General features: G+C 56.7%; 6 protein-coding genes and 2 pseudogenes. 4 read left to right on the forward strand and 4 right to left on the reverse strand.

What is annotated here, in order from left to right; genetic code table 11:
* Window positions 1–63 precede the first annotated feature (63 nt).
* On the reverse strand, window positions 64–2535 hold the full coding sequence (locus tag KP707_RS12895; protein ID WP_099213264.1) for a membrane-bound PQQ-dependent dehydrogenase, glucose/quinate/shikimate family: 2472 nt from the start codon (window positions 2533–2535) through the stop codon (window positions 64–66).
* A 407-nt stretch (window positions 2536–2942) separates the two neighbouring features.
* On the opposite strand from KP707_RS12895, the gene KP707_RS12900 reads away from it, so the two are divergent.
* Window positions 2943–3848 carry a helix-turn-helix domain-containing protein gene (locus KP707_RS12900; protein ID WP_046900841.1) on the forward strand — a complete coding sequence of 302 codons (906 nt, stop codon included), beginning with the start codon at window positions 2943–2945 and terminating at the stop codon, window positions 3846–3848.
* Between the two features lie 9 nt (window positions 3849–3857).
* On the opposite strand, the gene KP707_RS12905 is transcribed toward KP707_RS12900, so the two are convergent.
* Both KP707_RS12905 and KP707_RS12910 read right to left on the reverse strand, forming a co-directional pair.
* Window positions 3858–4217 (reverse strand): ArsC family reductase, encoded by a 360-nt coding sequence (locus KP707_RS12905; protein WP_211503204.1) that lies wholly within the window; start codon window positions 4215–4217, stop codon window positions 3858–3860.
* A gap of 394 nt (window positions 4218–4611) precedes the next feature.
* Complete coding sequence (locus tag KP707_RS12910) at window positions 4612–5724, reverse strand: Fic family protein (RefSeq protein ID WP_211506874.1); 1113 nt, start codon at window positions 5722–5724, stop codon at window positions 4612–4614.
* A gap of 375 nt (window positions 5725–6099) precedes the next feature.
* Here KP707_RS12910 and KP707_RS12915 point away from each other — a divergent pair.
* From KP707_RS12915 to KP707_RS12925, 3 genes and pseudogenes are all read left to right on the forward strand, one after another.
* A pseudogene (locus KP707_RS12915) lies at window positions 6100–6947 on the forward strand (tyrosine-type recombinase/integrase).
* Window positions 6948–6966: 19 nt separating this feature from the next.
* On the forward strand, window positions 6967–8157 hold the full coding sequence (locus KP707_RS12920; protein ID WP_211506875.1) for an IS91 family transposase: 1191 nt from the start codon (window positions 6967–6969) through the stop codon (window positions 8155–8157).
* Between the two features lie 769 nt (window positions 8158–8926).
* Window positions 8927–14107, forward strand: a complete 5181-nt coding sequence (locus tag KP707_RS12925; RefSeq protein ID WP_215769420.1) for a DUF4011 domain-containing protein — start codon at window positions 8927–8929, stop codon at window positions 14105–14107.
* A gap of 9 nt (window positions 14108–14116) precedes the next feature.
* Here the strand turns inward: KP707_RS12925 and KP707_RS12930 are convergent.
* Window positions 14117–14658, reverse strand: a pseudogene (locus tag KP707_RS12930) (transposase).
* Window positions 14659–14733: the final 75 nt, after the last annotated feature.

Consider the following 14733-nt stretch of genomic DNA (forward strand, 5'->3'; position numbering starts at 1 on the left):
CCGTAGAACAAGAAACTGGAGCGCCTCCAGTAAAGAAAGCGCTCCAGTAGTAATAAGGCCAGATCAGTGCGCGGCTGCGCCCTGCTGTCCGTCAATCGTGTAAGCGATGATATAGTCACCGCTGCGGGTGCCAAGGCCCCCATGACCGCCAGCGGCAATCAAAACATACTGCTTCTCGCCGATTTGATAGGACATCGGGGTTGCCTGTCCACCAGCCGGCAGACGGTCACGCCAGATAACCTTACCGGTCGAAACATCAAAGGCACGCAGGTAATCGTCAGCTGTCGCACCCATGAAGGATACGCCACCCTTTGTGATGACACTGCCACCGATGTTGTACATGCCGGTCGGAAGCGGAAGGTTGTTGTGCGTCCGGAAAGGACCGGTGTCGCGCGTCGTACCAACCGGGTGTTGCCAGACAATCTTTTTTGTCACCAGATCGATAGCGGTAATCGTACCCCAGACTGGTCCCTTGCAGGGGATCTGAAGCGGGTTCAGCCACGGGCTGGTGTAAGCGATGTAAGGCGTACCGTAGTCAGGAGAGACACTAAGCGCATCGCCCTTGGCTTCTGGCTTGTCACCCTTGCCATCCCACTTCGGCAGGATACCACTGGTTTCAGCGTGGTTACGCTTCTCCAGACGGATGCGGAACGGCAGGTAGCTGGCGTTGGCGATCAGCAGCTTGCGCTGCGGGTCGATGGACGCACCCTGCCAGTCAACCACACCATAGAATGCCGGATAGACGATCGTCGTCTTGCCAACATGCGGCGGCGTGAACTGACCTTCATAAGCAGACTGACGGAACTGGATGCGGCAGATCATCTGATCCAGCAGCGTCGCGCCCCACATGTCGCTTTCTTTGAGGTCTGGCGGCGTCAGAGACGGCAGACCAACAGCGAAAGGCTGCGTCGGAGAAACATGGTCGTCTGCGGCAACGCCAGCAGTTGGAACCGGACGTTCCTCAACCGGGTAACCCGGAACAGGCTTGCCTGTGCGACGGTCCAGAACGAAGAACTCACCGCGCTTCGTGGTCTGGATCAGAGCCGGGACGGTTTCACCGTTCGGGCCTGGCAGATCAACCATCGACGGGCCAATGGCCAGATCCATGTCCCACAGATCGTGATGCACGGTCTGGAAAGTCCAGCGACGCTCACCGGTTTCGATGTCGAGGGCAATCGTTGCACTGGAGGTTGCATCGTCGAACGGACGGCGTGAACCACCCCAGTTGTCCGGCGGGGAGTTACCCATCGGCAGGTAAAGCAGGCCGAGGTTCTCATCTGCCGTGTAAACGCCCCATGCATTCGGGGTGTCACGCGTCAGCTCGTCGTTCGGGCCAGGCTTCCAGTTTTCCGGGTTGTGACCGGCATCCCATGCCCACTCGATTTCACCGGAAATCGGGTTGAACGCACGGATTGCACCGGACGGCTCGAAGTTCGCCTGGTTATCAAAGATCCAGCCACCAAGAACCACACGATCCTTCACCACCAGCGGCGGAGACGTCACGAAGTGGAAACCATGCGGCACATGACCAAGATACTGGCGCAGGGAGATGAAGCCGTGCTCGCCGAAGTCTTCACAGGGCTTGCCTGTTTCAGCATCGACAGCAAGAAGACGAACGTCACCAACCGGGGAGAAAATACGCTTCTGGCAGGCCTTGGAGCCATCAGGAGCGGTATAGTCGTCCGGAGCCTTGTAATAGGAGACGCCGCGGCAGGCGAGATAGACGTTGGCAGCCAGATCTTCAGCAGCAGGCTTCGGATCGAACTTCCACTTCACCTTACCCGTTGCGGCATCAAGGGCCATGACCCAGTTATGCGGCGTGCAAAGGTAGAGCGTGTCATCAACCTTGATCGGGGTAACCTCGAGGTTGAACTCGTGGCCTTGATCCGGACCGGCCACAACACCTTCGTCAGCCTTCTGGACGTCACCCGTCTGGGTAACCCAGGCGCGCTTCAGGTTGCTGATGTTGGCAGGCGTGATCTGACCCAGCGGGCTGTAACGATCACCGCCGACCGTACGGCCATAAGCAGGCCAGTCAGCTGCGGGCGTGCCCTTGCCGGTTTCGTCAACCTGGCCAGATGCAGCCATACGCTCGGCCGGAAGCGTGCCATTGATGGAATAGGACGTGAAGCAGCTTGCAACGATCGCCACAACGGCGATGGCTGCAGAACCAGCCAGTTCGCGCTTGTCCGCAGCCCAGGACGCATTGGAGCGCCAGACCCACGGCAGAAGCATCCAGCAGGCAATGCCAACCAGAGTGAACAGACGAACTTCCAGCCCCCAGATGTTGAAGCCGACTTCAACAACAGACCAGATCGTGGCAACCAGCAGCAGACCTGCATAAATACGGCCTGCCTGAGACGGGTTCTTCAGGCTGACGGCAGCCGCCGCAAGCATGACGAGACCAGCCAGCGCATAGAACCAGGACCCACCGAGCACGAGCAGATAACCGCCCCCACCCAGCAGGAACAGCCCAACAAGCGCGAGCAGGATAGAGGTTACTGGAGACAGCACCCTCTGGAGAGAAGAAGACATGACACCTCGTTTTTCAAAAATATGGAAAACCACTTTTTCTGAAATATTTTGTCTCTCTTAATCGCTTAAGGAGCAGGATATGATCCGTCCCCCATATGACTGTGCGAGGGCAGAAAACTGCTGCGCAGGTCTGTCCCTGCCGGCCGGATGATTGTCTTGAAAAGCTTGTTTCTCATCCATGCATCCAACCCCTCGCCAAGAGCGTTACAACAGAAAGGTGAGAGCTACCGGTGGACGAAACTTTCGTCTGAAAGATACCGGCACCAGTCAGTCACGCACTCTGACTGCCTTGTTCCTTCCACAACCCGCGCGACGCTATCCATGATCGAAGCTCTTTCACCCGATTGTGACTACATCGTCGCCACCTGTCGCAGTTCTGAGACACATCTGAAAATCGAGAGACACTCATGACCGGCATTACGCCACAAACCGGTCTGTCCGAGTCATGGATCCGGTGCTCCACCAGCTATAATCTTGATCCGGCAGAGCGGTGGGAAACACGTCTTCTGAGCCAGCCGGAGTTGCGTTTTATCAGCAACCGCACGCGTCTCCTGATCCAGCATGCGCTGCCAGAAATGGAGCGCCTGCATACGATGGTGATGGCGCTCGGCTTTACCGTGATGCTGGCTGATGCAAATGGCGTTGTACTGTCACGCCAGACCAGCCGTGACGACCTGACAGGATGCCGTCGGTGGGGTTTTCAGGCTGGTGCACTCTGGGACGAAGCGAATGCCGGCACAAACAGCATCGGAACATGCCTTCAGGAAAAGAAGCCTGTCATGGTGCTTCAAAGCCAGCACTGGCGGCTATGCTTCCGGGGCCTGACGGGCATTGCGGCCCCTCTTTATAATGCTAGTGGAAAACTGGCAGGTGTTCTGAACATCTGTTCCTTTGCGGGAAACGATATCCTGCCATTTGCAGGTTTGCTGATGGAGACCATGACGACCACGGCTCGTAAGATCGAAGAAAGGCTGTTCCGGGAATTTTTCCCCAACGAGACGATCATTACGCTGGGTCTGGCTACAGCGAGTTCAACACCGCTAGTTGCGCTAAATACTGATGGACATGTGCAAGGCGCCACACATGCGAGCCGGGAACGCATGCACTGGCCGGAAGGCGAGCTGGAGCACCTGCCTGCTCTGATGAACTTTCTGGACTCAGAAGATGAGCTGAGTTTCCGAAAAGCCGAGGTCCACGTCATCCGCTCAGCCCTAGCCACTACGCAGGGCAATGTCAGCGCAGCAGCTCGGACGCTTGGCATCAGCCGCTCTACGCTTCATCGCAAAATCAAGATGCTAAACCTCATGCCGTAAGCATGAAGTTTAGCTTGCAAATAGCTCTTCGTACTCGGCAGCCTTGAAACCTACACACACGATCTTGCCCTCACGTTCCAGAACAGGTCGTTTGATCATGGAAGGTTGAGCTAGCATCAAGTTGATAGCTTTCTCCTGGGTCATATCTTCCTTCTGCTCTGGTGGCAGCTTGCGAAACGTCGTGCCAGCCTTGTTGAGCAATATCTCCCAACCGACCTGACCGACCCAACCGTCAAGAACCGCCCTTGAGATCGCATTCTTCTTGTAGTCATGGAATGCGTAATCAATACCATGATCAGTCAACCAGACCTGGGCTCTTTTCATAGAATCACAGGCTTTGATGCCATAAAATATGATCAGATTATTCATCCTGTTTTCCTCACAATCTTTCTGCCCTAGGTAGCTATATTCTTCAACCGATTGGTGGTTCGGGTCTTCGAGTGATTTGTGGTGTGGTTCGGTAGAGCAAAACGCAAAACCCCCGCTGTCTCGATGAGATAGCGGGGGTTTAAAACTGAATCACTGGTTGCGGGGGCCTGCAACCAAAGAAAACTGCTGCTTGTCAGCGGGTTCGTTGAACGATTGGCAGCATAGTTAAGCGACTGAAACATTTGAAGCTTTTTTCTTCACTTTCGTTTGGTCCTTGACCGCCCTTACTCCGAAAGACCCGGACGGCCCCTGCCCTACGTCCAGTCTCTTACTGTGATAGAGACGATGGATCTCCTTTCCCGCGATCAGGAAGGCACCAGTGCGGATCTTCGGTTCACACCTCAGGGAAAACCAGCCTGTAGCTGGTGCTTCTTCCTCCCGCAGCCTCCCGAACCAGAATATCGCGTGATACGAGATCATTAATATCTCGCAGGGCGGTATCCGGGGACGTCTTTGCAAGCTTTGCCCATTTGGATGAGGTCAGCTTACCTTCAAACCCGTCGAGCAGACGGTTAAGCATGAGACGCTGCCGATCATTGATCGATTGACCGGCCAGATTGTCCCAAAACCTAGCCTTCTGGATGACTTTTCCTAAGACCAGCTCAGCACGGTCAAAGGCGCGATCCAGAGCGCCCAGAAACCAGTGCAGCCAAGGCGTAATGTCTATATCTCCCTTCTGGGTGACCTCAAGGATGGCGTAGTAATCCTTCCGTTCCTGACGGATCTGGGCCGACAGGCTGTAGAAACGCTGCTCTGTCTGTTCCGAACACGCCAGCATAAGGTCGCCGATGGCCCGGGCCATGCGCCCGTTTCCGTCCTCGAACGGATGAATGGTGACAAACCACAGATGAGCAATGGCTGCCTTCAGCACGGGGTCCAGCGTCTGCGTTCTATTGCACCAGTCGAGAAAGGCCTGCATCTCCGCGGGCAACCTGCTGGCTATCGGCGCCTCATAATGAACCTTCTCCCGTCCGACGGAACCTGACACGACCTGCATGGGGCCCGTTCTGTCATCACGCCACTCTCCGACCAGAATGCGTGCCATGCCGTTTCGCCCGGTAGAAAACAAAGCCGCATGCCAGGCGAACAGCCTTTCTTCGGTCAAAGGCTCAGCGTAATACCGGGTTGCGTCCAACATCATCTCTACGACGCCTTCGACATCCCGATCCACCGATGCCAGCGCGCCAATATCCATACCCAGTCTCCGGGCAATGGAAGACCTTACCTGCTCACGATCAAGGTTTTCACCCTCGATCTCGCTCGACTTGATGACATCGTCCGTCAGGGTCTGAAGCACGGCTTCTGACCTGAAATCGAAGCCGAGACTTTCCATACGGCCCAGGAGGCGTCCCTGCCGATGACGCACGGCGGCCAATTCTTGGGAGATGGCATCATTGTCCCACCGGAAATTCGGCCAGTCTTCATGCTGATGAATGTATCGCGCCATATTTTCTGCACTCCATGCGGAGAATATGGCGCGTAATCACCGCAAGCTGCAATGCCATATCCGCATGAGACGCGGCGAATATGTCCGTTATCCCCACATCTGTTGGTCGAGTAGTCAGCAGAGAAGTCACTCTGCCCTGAAAGGCCATACCCACCTTTATTATTTCGACAGCAATGGGGGGGGAAGAACGAACCCGCTACGCGGGATTGGTGCGGTGTGCAGGTCTGTCACCACGGCGTGAGCGATCTGTTTTATTTGGAACTGTCCTGATCGGGCCAAGCACTCTGGCTTCTTCCCACCAGAAGGAGCCGGATGATGACAGAGTCCCTGTGCATTGCTGCAATCAGTCCCCTTCGCCAGCGCCTGCTTGATGACATGGCGGTGCGGCGGTTCTCCCGGGAGACGCAGCGCAATTACCTTCGCGATGTCGGCCGTTTCGCCACGTTTCTGGGCCGCTCACCCCATACGGCAACAGTCGAGGATGTGCGCCAGTTCCAGATTGCGCAGAACGCGGCTGGCATGCCGACACCGACCATGAATGCCATCGTGCCGGCGCTGCGGTTTTTCTTCACCCAGACGCTCGACCGCCCCGACCTTGCACGCAGGCTGGTCCGGGTAGCGCAGCCCCGCAACATGCCCGTGGTGCTGAGCCGCGATGAGGTTGCCCGGCTGCTCAACGCGACCGTATGCCTCAAGCATCAGGCCGCCCTTTCGGTCGCCTATGGGGCAGGCCTGCGGGTGGCCGAGGTCGCCGCTCTCAAGATCAGCGATATCGACAGCGAGCGTATGCTGCTCAGGGTCGAGCGGGGCAAAGGGGGACGATATCGCAACGCCATGCTTCCGGCAGACCTTCTGCCCCTGCTGCGGGAGTGGTGGAAGGCCGGACGCCAGCAGGGCGTGATGCATTCCGGTGGCTGGCTTTTTCCCGGCCAGGACACCATAGGCCCATCAGCACACGGCAGCTCCATCGTGTGGTTGTCGATGCCGCGCGGGCTGCTTCGACCACCAGACGTGTGGGGCCTCATACCCTGCGGCACAGCTTTGCCACGCACCTGCTTGAGGATGGTGTCGATGTCCGCGTAATCCAGGTTCTGCTGGGTCATTCCCGTCTGGAGACCACGGCCCTTTATACAAAAGTTGCGACACGGACCGTGCGGGCCGTCATCAGTCCGCTCGACAGACTGGGTATGCTGGCGACAACGCAGGCGAGGCCCGACGGCTGATCCCCGGGCGGGGGCGGTCATGTCTGCCTCCCTCGAACTGGGGGACATCTTCCGGGCTGCCGGCCCTGCCTGGCGGTCAGCCCATGCCGGCCGTCTCCCCCTGCAGCAGCTCAAGGTCATGTCGGCGATCGAACATTGTCGCACCGCGGCCCTTGGTGGTCATGTCGCGGCCTGCGGGGACTGTGGACACTGGCGGATCGCCTATAACAGCTGCCGCAACCGTCATTGTCCGCGCTGTCAGGGGAACGCCGCGCGGACATGGCTGGCCGAGCGGGAGGCCGATCTGCTGCCGGTCGGGTATTTCCATGTCGTCTTCACCCTGCCAGCGCGGATCGCCGACATCGCGCTCCAGAACAAGGCCGTTCTCTACGCCCTGCTGTTCCAGGCCGCCTCGGAGACGATGATGACGATCGCCGCCGATCCCCGGCATCTGGGTGCCCGCATCGGCATTACCGCCGTGCTGCACAGCTGGGGTTCGGCGCTGACCCACCATTCCCACGTGCACATGATCGTGCCGGGTGGCGGTCTCTCGCCCGATGGCCGGCGCTGGATCTTGTCACGCCCTGCCTTCCTGCTGCCCGTTCGCGTGCTGGGCAAACTGTTCCGCCGCCTGTTCCTGACCCGGCTGCGCGCACTTTTTGCTGCCAACCGGCTGGTCTTCCGGGGACACCTTGCTTCCCTGGCAGAGCGTCGTGCCTTTCTGCAGTATCTGGCGCCTGTGCGCAACAGGCGCTGGGTCGTCTACGCTAAACCCCCTTTTGCCGGTCCCAAAGCGGTACTGGCCTACCTGTCGCGCTATACCCACCGCGTCGCCATATCAAACCGCCGCCTCCTGGCGTTCAACGAAAACGGTGTGACGTTCCGCTACAAGGACTACCGGCGGGACACGGCCCACCAGCAGCAGGTCATGACACTCACCACGGATGAGTTCATCCGCCGCTTCATGCTGCATGTCCTGCCACGGGGATTTCATCGCATCCGCCATTATGGCCTGCTGGCCAGTTCCAGCCGCAAGGCCAGCCTAGCCCGGGTGCGGGAACTGCTGAAGGTCATATCCACACCCGCGCTAGAAGTCCCGGAAGCCGAACCGGTCACGCCACCGCCGTGCCCATGCTGTGGTGGTCCGATGGTCGTCATCCAGATCCTTCCCCAATGGTGCCAGCCCCGAGGGCCACCACGGGCGACTGATCCGGCCGGGGGATCACCATGACAGCCCCCAGAGACCACAGCATGACCGATCCCGATGCCGGAGTGGCTCCGCCCCGGCAAACCGGGGCTCCTGTACGCATCACTGGAGAATCCGGGAAAATCGCCGCCTGCACCGCAAGTTCTGTCATCGCGTCATGCAGATCCGATCACAAAAACCCGTTCCAGTTCCACAAACGCACCTGTATGCTCAGGCTCAGGCTCTCCCCCGGGTAGCGCCAGTTGCAAATTCCCCATAACTGAGTCCCGGTGTCGCGGGTTCGGTCTTCCCAGACTTTCGTACGCCTCTCGGCGTCCGAAACCCTTCAGGGAAGCAGAATGTCAGCTTTTGGGAGTCATGACCAGCGAACTAGACACTCACGTAAACGACTTTCTTGACGGCTTCGCGGATACTTGAGCGCAATTGCAGTCCGGACGACAGGTGTAGTGCGGCTTGCGGAGAGATATAATATATTAGCCGTCAATCTAGTATTTAAAGTCAAATTGGGGAGCCTAGGCCGGGATAACGAAATATAATCGCATCCCGGTGACTTTTCGCAGCGCGACTGTGATGGCCGGTGAGGAGTGAAAAGACCGCCAAATTCGATCAGATGGCATGACGTTCCAATTTTAAACATCACTCTATTGCCTGGTCGCTTTGTTATGGACAATAACAGGGCTTGGTGAAGAATGAACCTGTGCCTATCGCTGATGTCTGATTGAAAGATCTATAGATGAATGATGTTCGCACCCAGGCTGCCCGTGGCCTTTTAGCATCGTTGCGGACGCGCCTCTTGGACCTGACAGCGACAAACCCTCTTATATCGTTCAATCATACGAGGAACACCGGCAGCAGGACTCATCTGAGAGCAGTAGATATCGACATCAATGCGCTCGTCCAAGCTTTAATGGAGGGCCAGGATGTGACACTGTATGCCCTCCCGCCTCTGGACGATATTCAGACCGATGCTTTCGAGGATCTCGACGACGAATTTTTGGCCATCGAAGGTGCCACCCATGAAGAAACGGGTGGGGATGGGGACACGGACGACGCTGCTGGAAAAGTAGCAACAGGTGGTCGCCAGAGTCCTGCACAAAAGAAGAAGCGCAAGCCAGCGGTCACGCGCGCCGCCATAGAGGCACATGCTATCCGGTCGGGCATCGATGTTTCCTACGAGATGTGCAGGGCCCCCAACAGGGATGCGTCTGGCGTCAGCTTTCAGACGTTGCTCTGGCCTGAGTCTTTTCAGAAAACGGCTTCTAAGATTTACGATACCGTAAGAGGCCATCAGGAAGAGACCGGGATTAACACGTTACATCTCGCCCTTGGTTCTTTGGAATGGTACGAAACCGAATACTCGGACAAGGCATTCACAACTCCACTTGTGGTCCTTCAAGTTGTCCTCGAGCGCAAGGTTATTCATGGAGTTTACAAATACAGCCTATCATCCGCCGATGTATCTCCGCAGGTCAACAGGACTCTATCCGAGAAATTATACAACCAGTTCAGGTTCCGATTGCCGGACCTGACTGACGAAACGGATATCTGGGAGTACTTCGACAGAGTCGCGGAAATCATTTGTGCATCACGTCCAAGGTGGTGTGTAAGGCCCTATGTGACACTGGCCCAGTTTCCATTTGCTCGGCTAGTCATGTTCAATGATCTCAGTGAGGAAGCTTGGTCATCTGAGCTCGCAGAAAGACCATTGATTAAGGAAATTCTCGGGGGAAATGAAGGTGACGGCCCGGTCGCGCAGCGGTTTGCCGCCGAGCATGATGTCGACGGGAGCGAGGTTAGAGGCGTGGTGCCCTTTATTGCTCTAGAAGCGGACGCCAGCCAGCATAGCGCTATCTATGACGCCATGAGTGGCAAAAACCTGGTTATCCAGGGGCCTCCTGGAACGGGCAAGTCGCAGACCATCACCAATATCATCGCTGCCGCCATGGCAGCTGGAAAACGCATCCTTTTCATTGCTGACAAGCAGGCAGCGCTCCAAGTCGTCAAAGCTAGGCTCGATGAAGTGGGGCTTGGTGACTTCTGCCTGGATCTTCATTCTGGCAGGAGCAGGAAATCCATCGTCATGGAGGATATGGCCAGACGCATGGATCTCCATATGACGTGGAGAGACCAGAGGGCCCTGGATACCAGTCAAGCAGAGCTCGATAGGCGTCGATCTGCGCTCAACGACTACGCGTCAATCATGAATCGCCCTTTCGGTCAGACACAGATGACTGTTCATGACATCCTCTGGTCCGACCGACGCAGAAGGACCAAGGCGGGGAATGTCTCATGCGGGTTGGAAAAGGTTATTATCCACAACGCCGAAGCCATGACGACAGTCACGGTCGAGAATACTCGCGCTAGATTGAGACGCTTCGAGTATCAGGCCACACCTATGAAGGCCGCCTGGCCAGATATTGCTGCTCATCCATGGTTCGGCATGATGAATACAGGCATAGCCAGCGTCGAATTCGGGTCAATTATCCGGGCGGTAGAAATGGCGGCCGAGAGTGCGGAACGAACGGTCGAGGCTTCCAATGCACTACTTTCGATAGGTTTCAACAAGGAGACTTTTCACGCCCAACTGATGACCGGGGCCAAGTCCCTTATCGATCTGAACGTCCCGTTGGATCTGCCCTTTCCTTATTACAGTGCACTTCGTTCTCGCCATCTGCGACAGGAAACAACGGAGTGGTTATATAAATGTGAGACATGCGCAGACAGCCTTCAGAAGGTCGTCGCATGGGGATTCGAGGAAGCGACAGGGGACTGCGCCGCGGACGCCACGAAATATGAGAAGATGGCAGACCGGATCGCCGCTGCCATAAGCCTTGTGGGGCGCAGCTTTCCGCCCGGCCTGACAGTGGGCGGCATGCAGGAATGGGCCGACGCGCTCATGAAGGATGGCGAAAGGCTCCATGAACTCGTTGACACTGCGCTCCTGATTTCCAAGTCGGCTGGTGACACGGATCCGGTATCCCGCGAGGACATAAGGGCACTCCTCACTTTTACCGGCTGCCTTCATACGCTCGACCTCTCATGGATTGACAGGCTTGGCCCCGGCCTGACAGGACGTAACGCGCAACAGACCTTTGATGCTGTGAGACGCGATTGCCAAGCAGTTCGCGCACAGGCCGACGATTTGGCCGCGACCTATCATATGGCCGCCATCCCAGAGGCCGCGACCCTAAGAGAAGCGGCCACGGCCCTGAGGGCGGCGGGCCTCATGGCATTCATGAACTCGGCGGTGAGACAGGCGACACGTATTTATCAGGGACTGAGAAAGATCCCCTCACCCGCGTCTCGGACCGAGATGGCCGCCGGACTGGATGTGTTGGCCGCACATAAGGAGAAGGTTGTTGGTCTTGCCTCGAACAGTGACTACAAGACTCTGATCGGACCGAATTATCGGGGCTTCGAGACGGATTTCGAGCTTGTCGAACCACCCTTCGCATGGGTGGTCTCCGTCAGGCGTCAGATGCTCGAATTCGGTGAAAGGGGAACTCGCCTGAGAGATGTACTGCTCACCGGTGGCCCCGATGCTCTTGAGCGGCTATATGTCAGCCTCCGAAGCGTCCCCCTTGAAAGAAGTCTTGAGCATCTATCCCAGCTTAATGGCATCTCTAGTCCTCCGCAGGAGGCTACCGCCATAAGGGTCAGGGCGTCCCAAGTACATGCCGCAGCCGATCAACTGCGCGACTGCGGGATTGGTCAGAGCATCGGACTTTCGGATATCCACACCATTGTCTCGGATCTGCGGTGCGCGAGCCAATGGTTAAAGAAAGTCATGCCGCCGGATCTGCTGCTCTCCGCTGTAGGGGAAAGGATCATTCAGCCGTTGAGGGACAGCCCCGCCATAAAGCAAGCCATAGATGTAGCGGAAGACATCGCGAAATTGTCACTGCCGGAAGAAGTGACGGACTACGTTTTTCGATCGTCACCGGACCAGCTTGCCAACCATGTAAAGCCTCTCGCGGAAGCTTTTTTGGATGCGGTCCTGAAGATGCAGGAAGATTCCAATTTCGCCCGCAAGCTCCTAGACATCGATGACAGAAATTTTTTCGGAGAACCCAGCGACAAGCTTTCCCCCCAAGTCATCGCTAAACGTTTCAAGAAAGCCAGTGATGCCGCCCATGACATGGGCGAATGGGTGGCATTCAACCGCGAACGCCAGGCTCTCGTCGTGGAAGGGTTGGGAGAACTTCTCGTTTACTGGGAGAACACGTCTTCGACACTATCCATGGTCGAGATGTTCGAACTGGCCTACCACCATAATCTGGTGAAGGCCGCGTTTTCGGCGTACCCCGTGCTGGAAGAATTCAGCGGCCTGTCGCAGGAGGAATGTCGACAGCGTTTTGCCGACCTGGACCGCCAAGCGACCGTTTTAGCAAGAAAGAAGCTAGCCTACGCGCTGAGCTGCCGTGAGCCTCCCGCCGGCAATCGTGCGGGACGGAGGTCCGAGTGGACGGATTATGCGCTTTTGCAGAATGAAACGAACAAGCAGAAGAGGCATATTCCTCTTCGCAAGCTTTTTGACCAGGCGGGAGACGCGATTCAGGCTCTCAAGCCCTGCTTCATGATGTCGCCCATTTCGGTGGCGCAATACCTCAAGGCGGAGGGGCTAACCTTCGATTTGCTGGTTATCGATGAGGCGTCGCAGATGCTGCCCGAAGATGCGATGGGAGCAATAGCTAGGTCAGCACAGATTGTCGTCGTCGGGGACCATATGCAGCTTCCACCGACTAATTTCTTCGGCGCGGCCAAAGAGGATATAGGCGACGATGACGAGGATGAAGGAACTGTTGAGGCGGAATCTATCCTGGATCTTGCCAGCAGTACCTATCAGCCAACACGTCGCCTGCGCGTGCATTACAGGTCCCGTCATGAAAGCCTTATCGCCTTCTCCAACCGCCGTTTCTATGATGATGCATTGATTGTTTTTCCATCACCAGGAGACGCGAGCGCCACTGCCGGCGTTTCGCTTCTCAACGTCGACGGGATCTATTCGGGCAACGTTAACCCTAAGGAGGCAGATGCCGTCTGCGCTGCGGCTGTCCGCCATATGCACGATTTCCCCGAGCGCAGCCTGGGCATAGGGACCATCAATAGCAAGCAGCGCGACCTTATAATGGAACAGATGGAACTGCTGCAGTCCCAAGATCCAGTAGTCGCCGAGTTTTGCGCCCGGGAGAACTGGGGGACCCGGATTGAGCCCTTCTTCGTGAAGAACCTGGAGACTATTCAGGGAGACGAACGCGACACAATACTTGTCTCGACGCTCTTTGGTCCACCGTCCGAGGGCAAGAAGCCTTTTCAAAGGTTCGGCGCTATCAATCGTGCCTCTGGTCATCGTCGGCTGAACGTCCTGTTCACACGCGCTCGTCATCAGCTGGTCGTCTATACCTCTTTGAAGCCGACTGACATCAACGCCGACACGAATCTCCTCAAGGGCACCCAGGTCTTTAGAGACTATCTTACCTTCGCGGCAACAGGGCGTCTGGACACAGGATTCGAGACAGGGCGCGAGCCCGACAGCGATTTCGAGATTTTCGTCAGTGAGCGTCTTCGTCAGGCCGGATATGCGGTCGTGCCACAGGTTGGTGTCGCGGGCTTTTTTATCGATCTCGCCATTCGTCACCCCGAGATCCCGGGCACATTTCTTCTTGGCATCGAATGCGACGGCGCGACGTACCACTCAGGCCGCTCCGCCCGCGATCGAGACATTCTCCGTCAGCAGATCCTCGAAGGTCTGGGGTGGAACATCTACAGGATCTGGTCGACCGACTGGTTTCGGGATCCAGAAGGACAATCGCGCAAAATGTTGTCAGCTATTAAGGATCTGGAAATCACGGCTCGCCATGGGCAGAAATTTAGGTCGGCTCCCTCTTCGTCACAGCTGCACCCTTCTGCAGCAGATTCTCCGGGGGATGTGGGTAGGGTGGAAGGCGGAGAGACCGAATGCAGCGAGGCTTAGGCTCAGGACTCATTCTTTAAGATAGAAGATGAAGCTTGCTGCGATGTGGATTGCAGACATGAATGTATGAGCGCAGCGATCGTATCTGGTTGCAACGCGTCGCCAGTCTTTCAGCTTTGCGAACATGTTTTCGATCAGATGGCGCTTTTTATACAGATGCCAGTTGTAAGGTGGCTTTGATTTCCGGTTCTTTTTCGGGGGAATACAGGCAGTGATATTGCGTTCTGCGAGCGATAACCTGATCCCGTCCGGTGCGCCTTGAGATGTGTTGCATCGATCATCAAGCGCTTTGAACGGCCAGCCTGTTCTGTCAGGGCGACAAAGATCCTGTCAAAGACACCCAGGCGGCTCCACCGGATGAAGCGATTATACAAAGTCTTGTGCGGGCCATATGCTTTCGGGGCGTCTTTCCACTGAAGCCCGTTGCGGATCACATAAACGATCCCGCTCAGAACACGCCGGTCATCCACGCGTGCTACTCCATGTGCCAGAGGGAAAAATGGCTCAATCCGCTCCATCTGGCTCTCAGACAGCAAAAACATGTCACTCACAGCCTCACCTCCATCGGTAACCCTGTGAATCACAACGTCTCGCTCAGTTCAATAAATTAATAGGTCCTGAGCCTA

Source organism: Gluconobacter sp. P5E10 (genome assembly GCF_018812145.1).
In the GTDB taxonomy this organism is placed as follows: Bacteria; Pseudomonadota; Alphaproteobacteria; order Acetobacterales; family Acetobacteraceae; genus Gluconobacter; species Gluconobacter cerinus.

Coding starts and splice junctions, on each gene's coding strand:
- KP707_RS12895 (WP_099213264.1), bottom strand. CDS start 2,535: ATGTCTTCTTCTCTCCAGAGGGTGCTGTCTCCAGTAACCTCTATCCTG.
- KP707_RS12900 (WP_046900841.1), top strand. CDS start 2,943: ATGACCGGCATTACGCCACAAACCGGTCTGTCCGAGTCATGGATCCGG.
- KP707_RS12905 (WP_211503204.1), bottom strand. CDS start 4,217: ATGAATAATCTGATCATATTTTATGGCATCAAAGCCTGTGATTCTATG.
- KP707_RS12910 (WP_211506874.1), bottom strand. CDS start 5,724: ATGGCGCGATACATTCATCAGCATGAAGACTGGCCGAATTTCCGGTGG.
- KP707_RS12920 (WP_211506875.1), top strand. CDS start 6,967: ATGTCTGCCTCCCTCGAACTGGGGGACATCTTCCGGGCTGCCGGCCCT.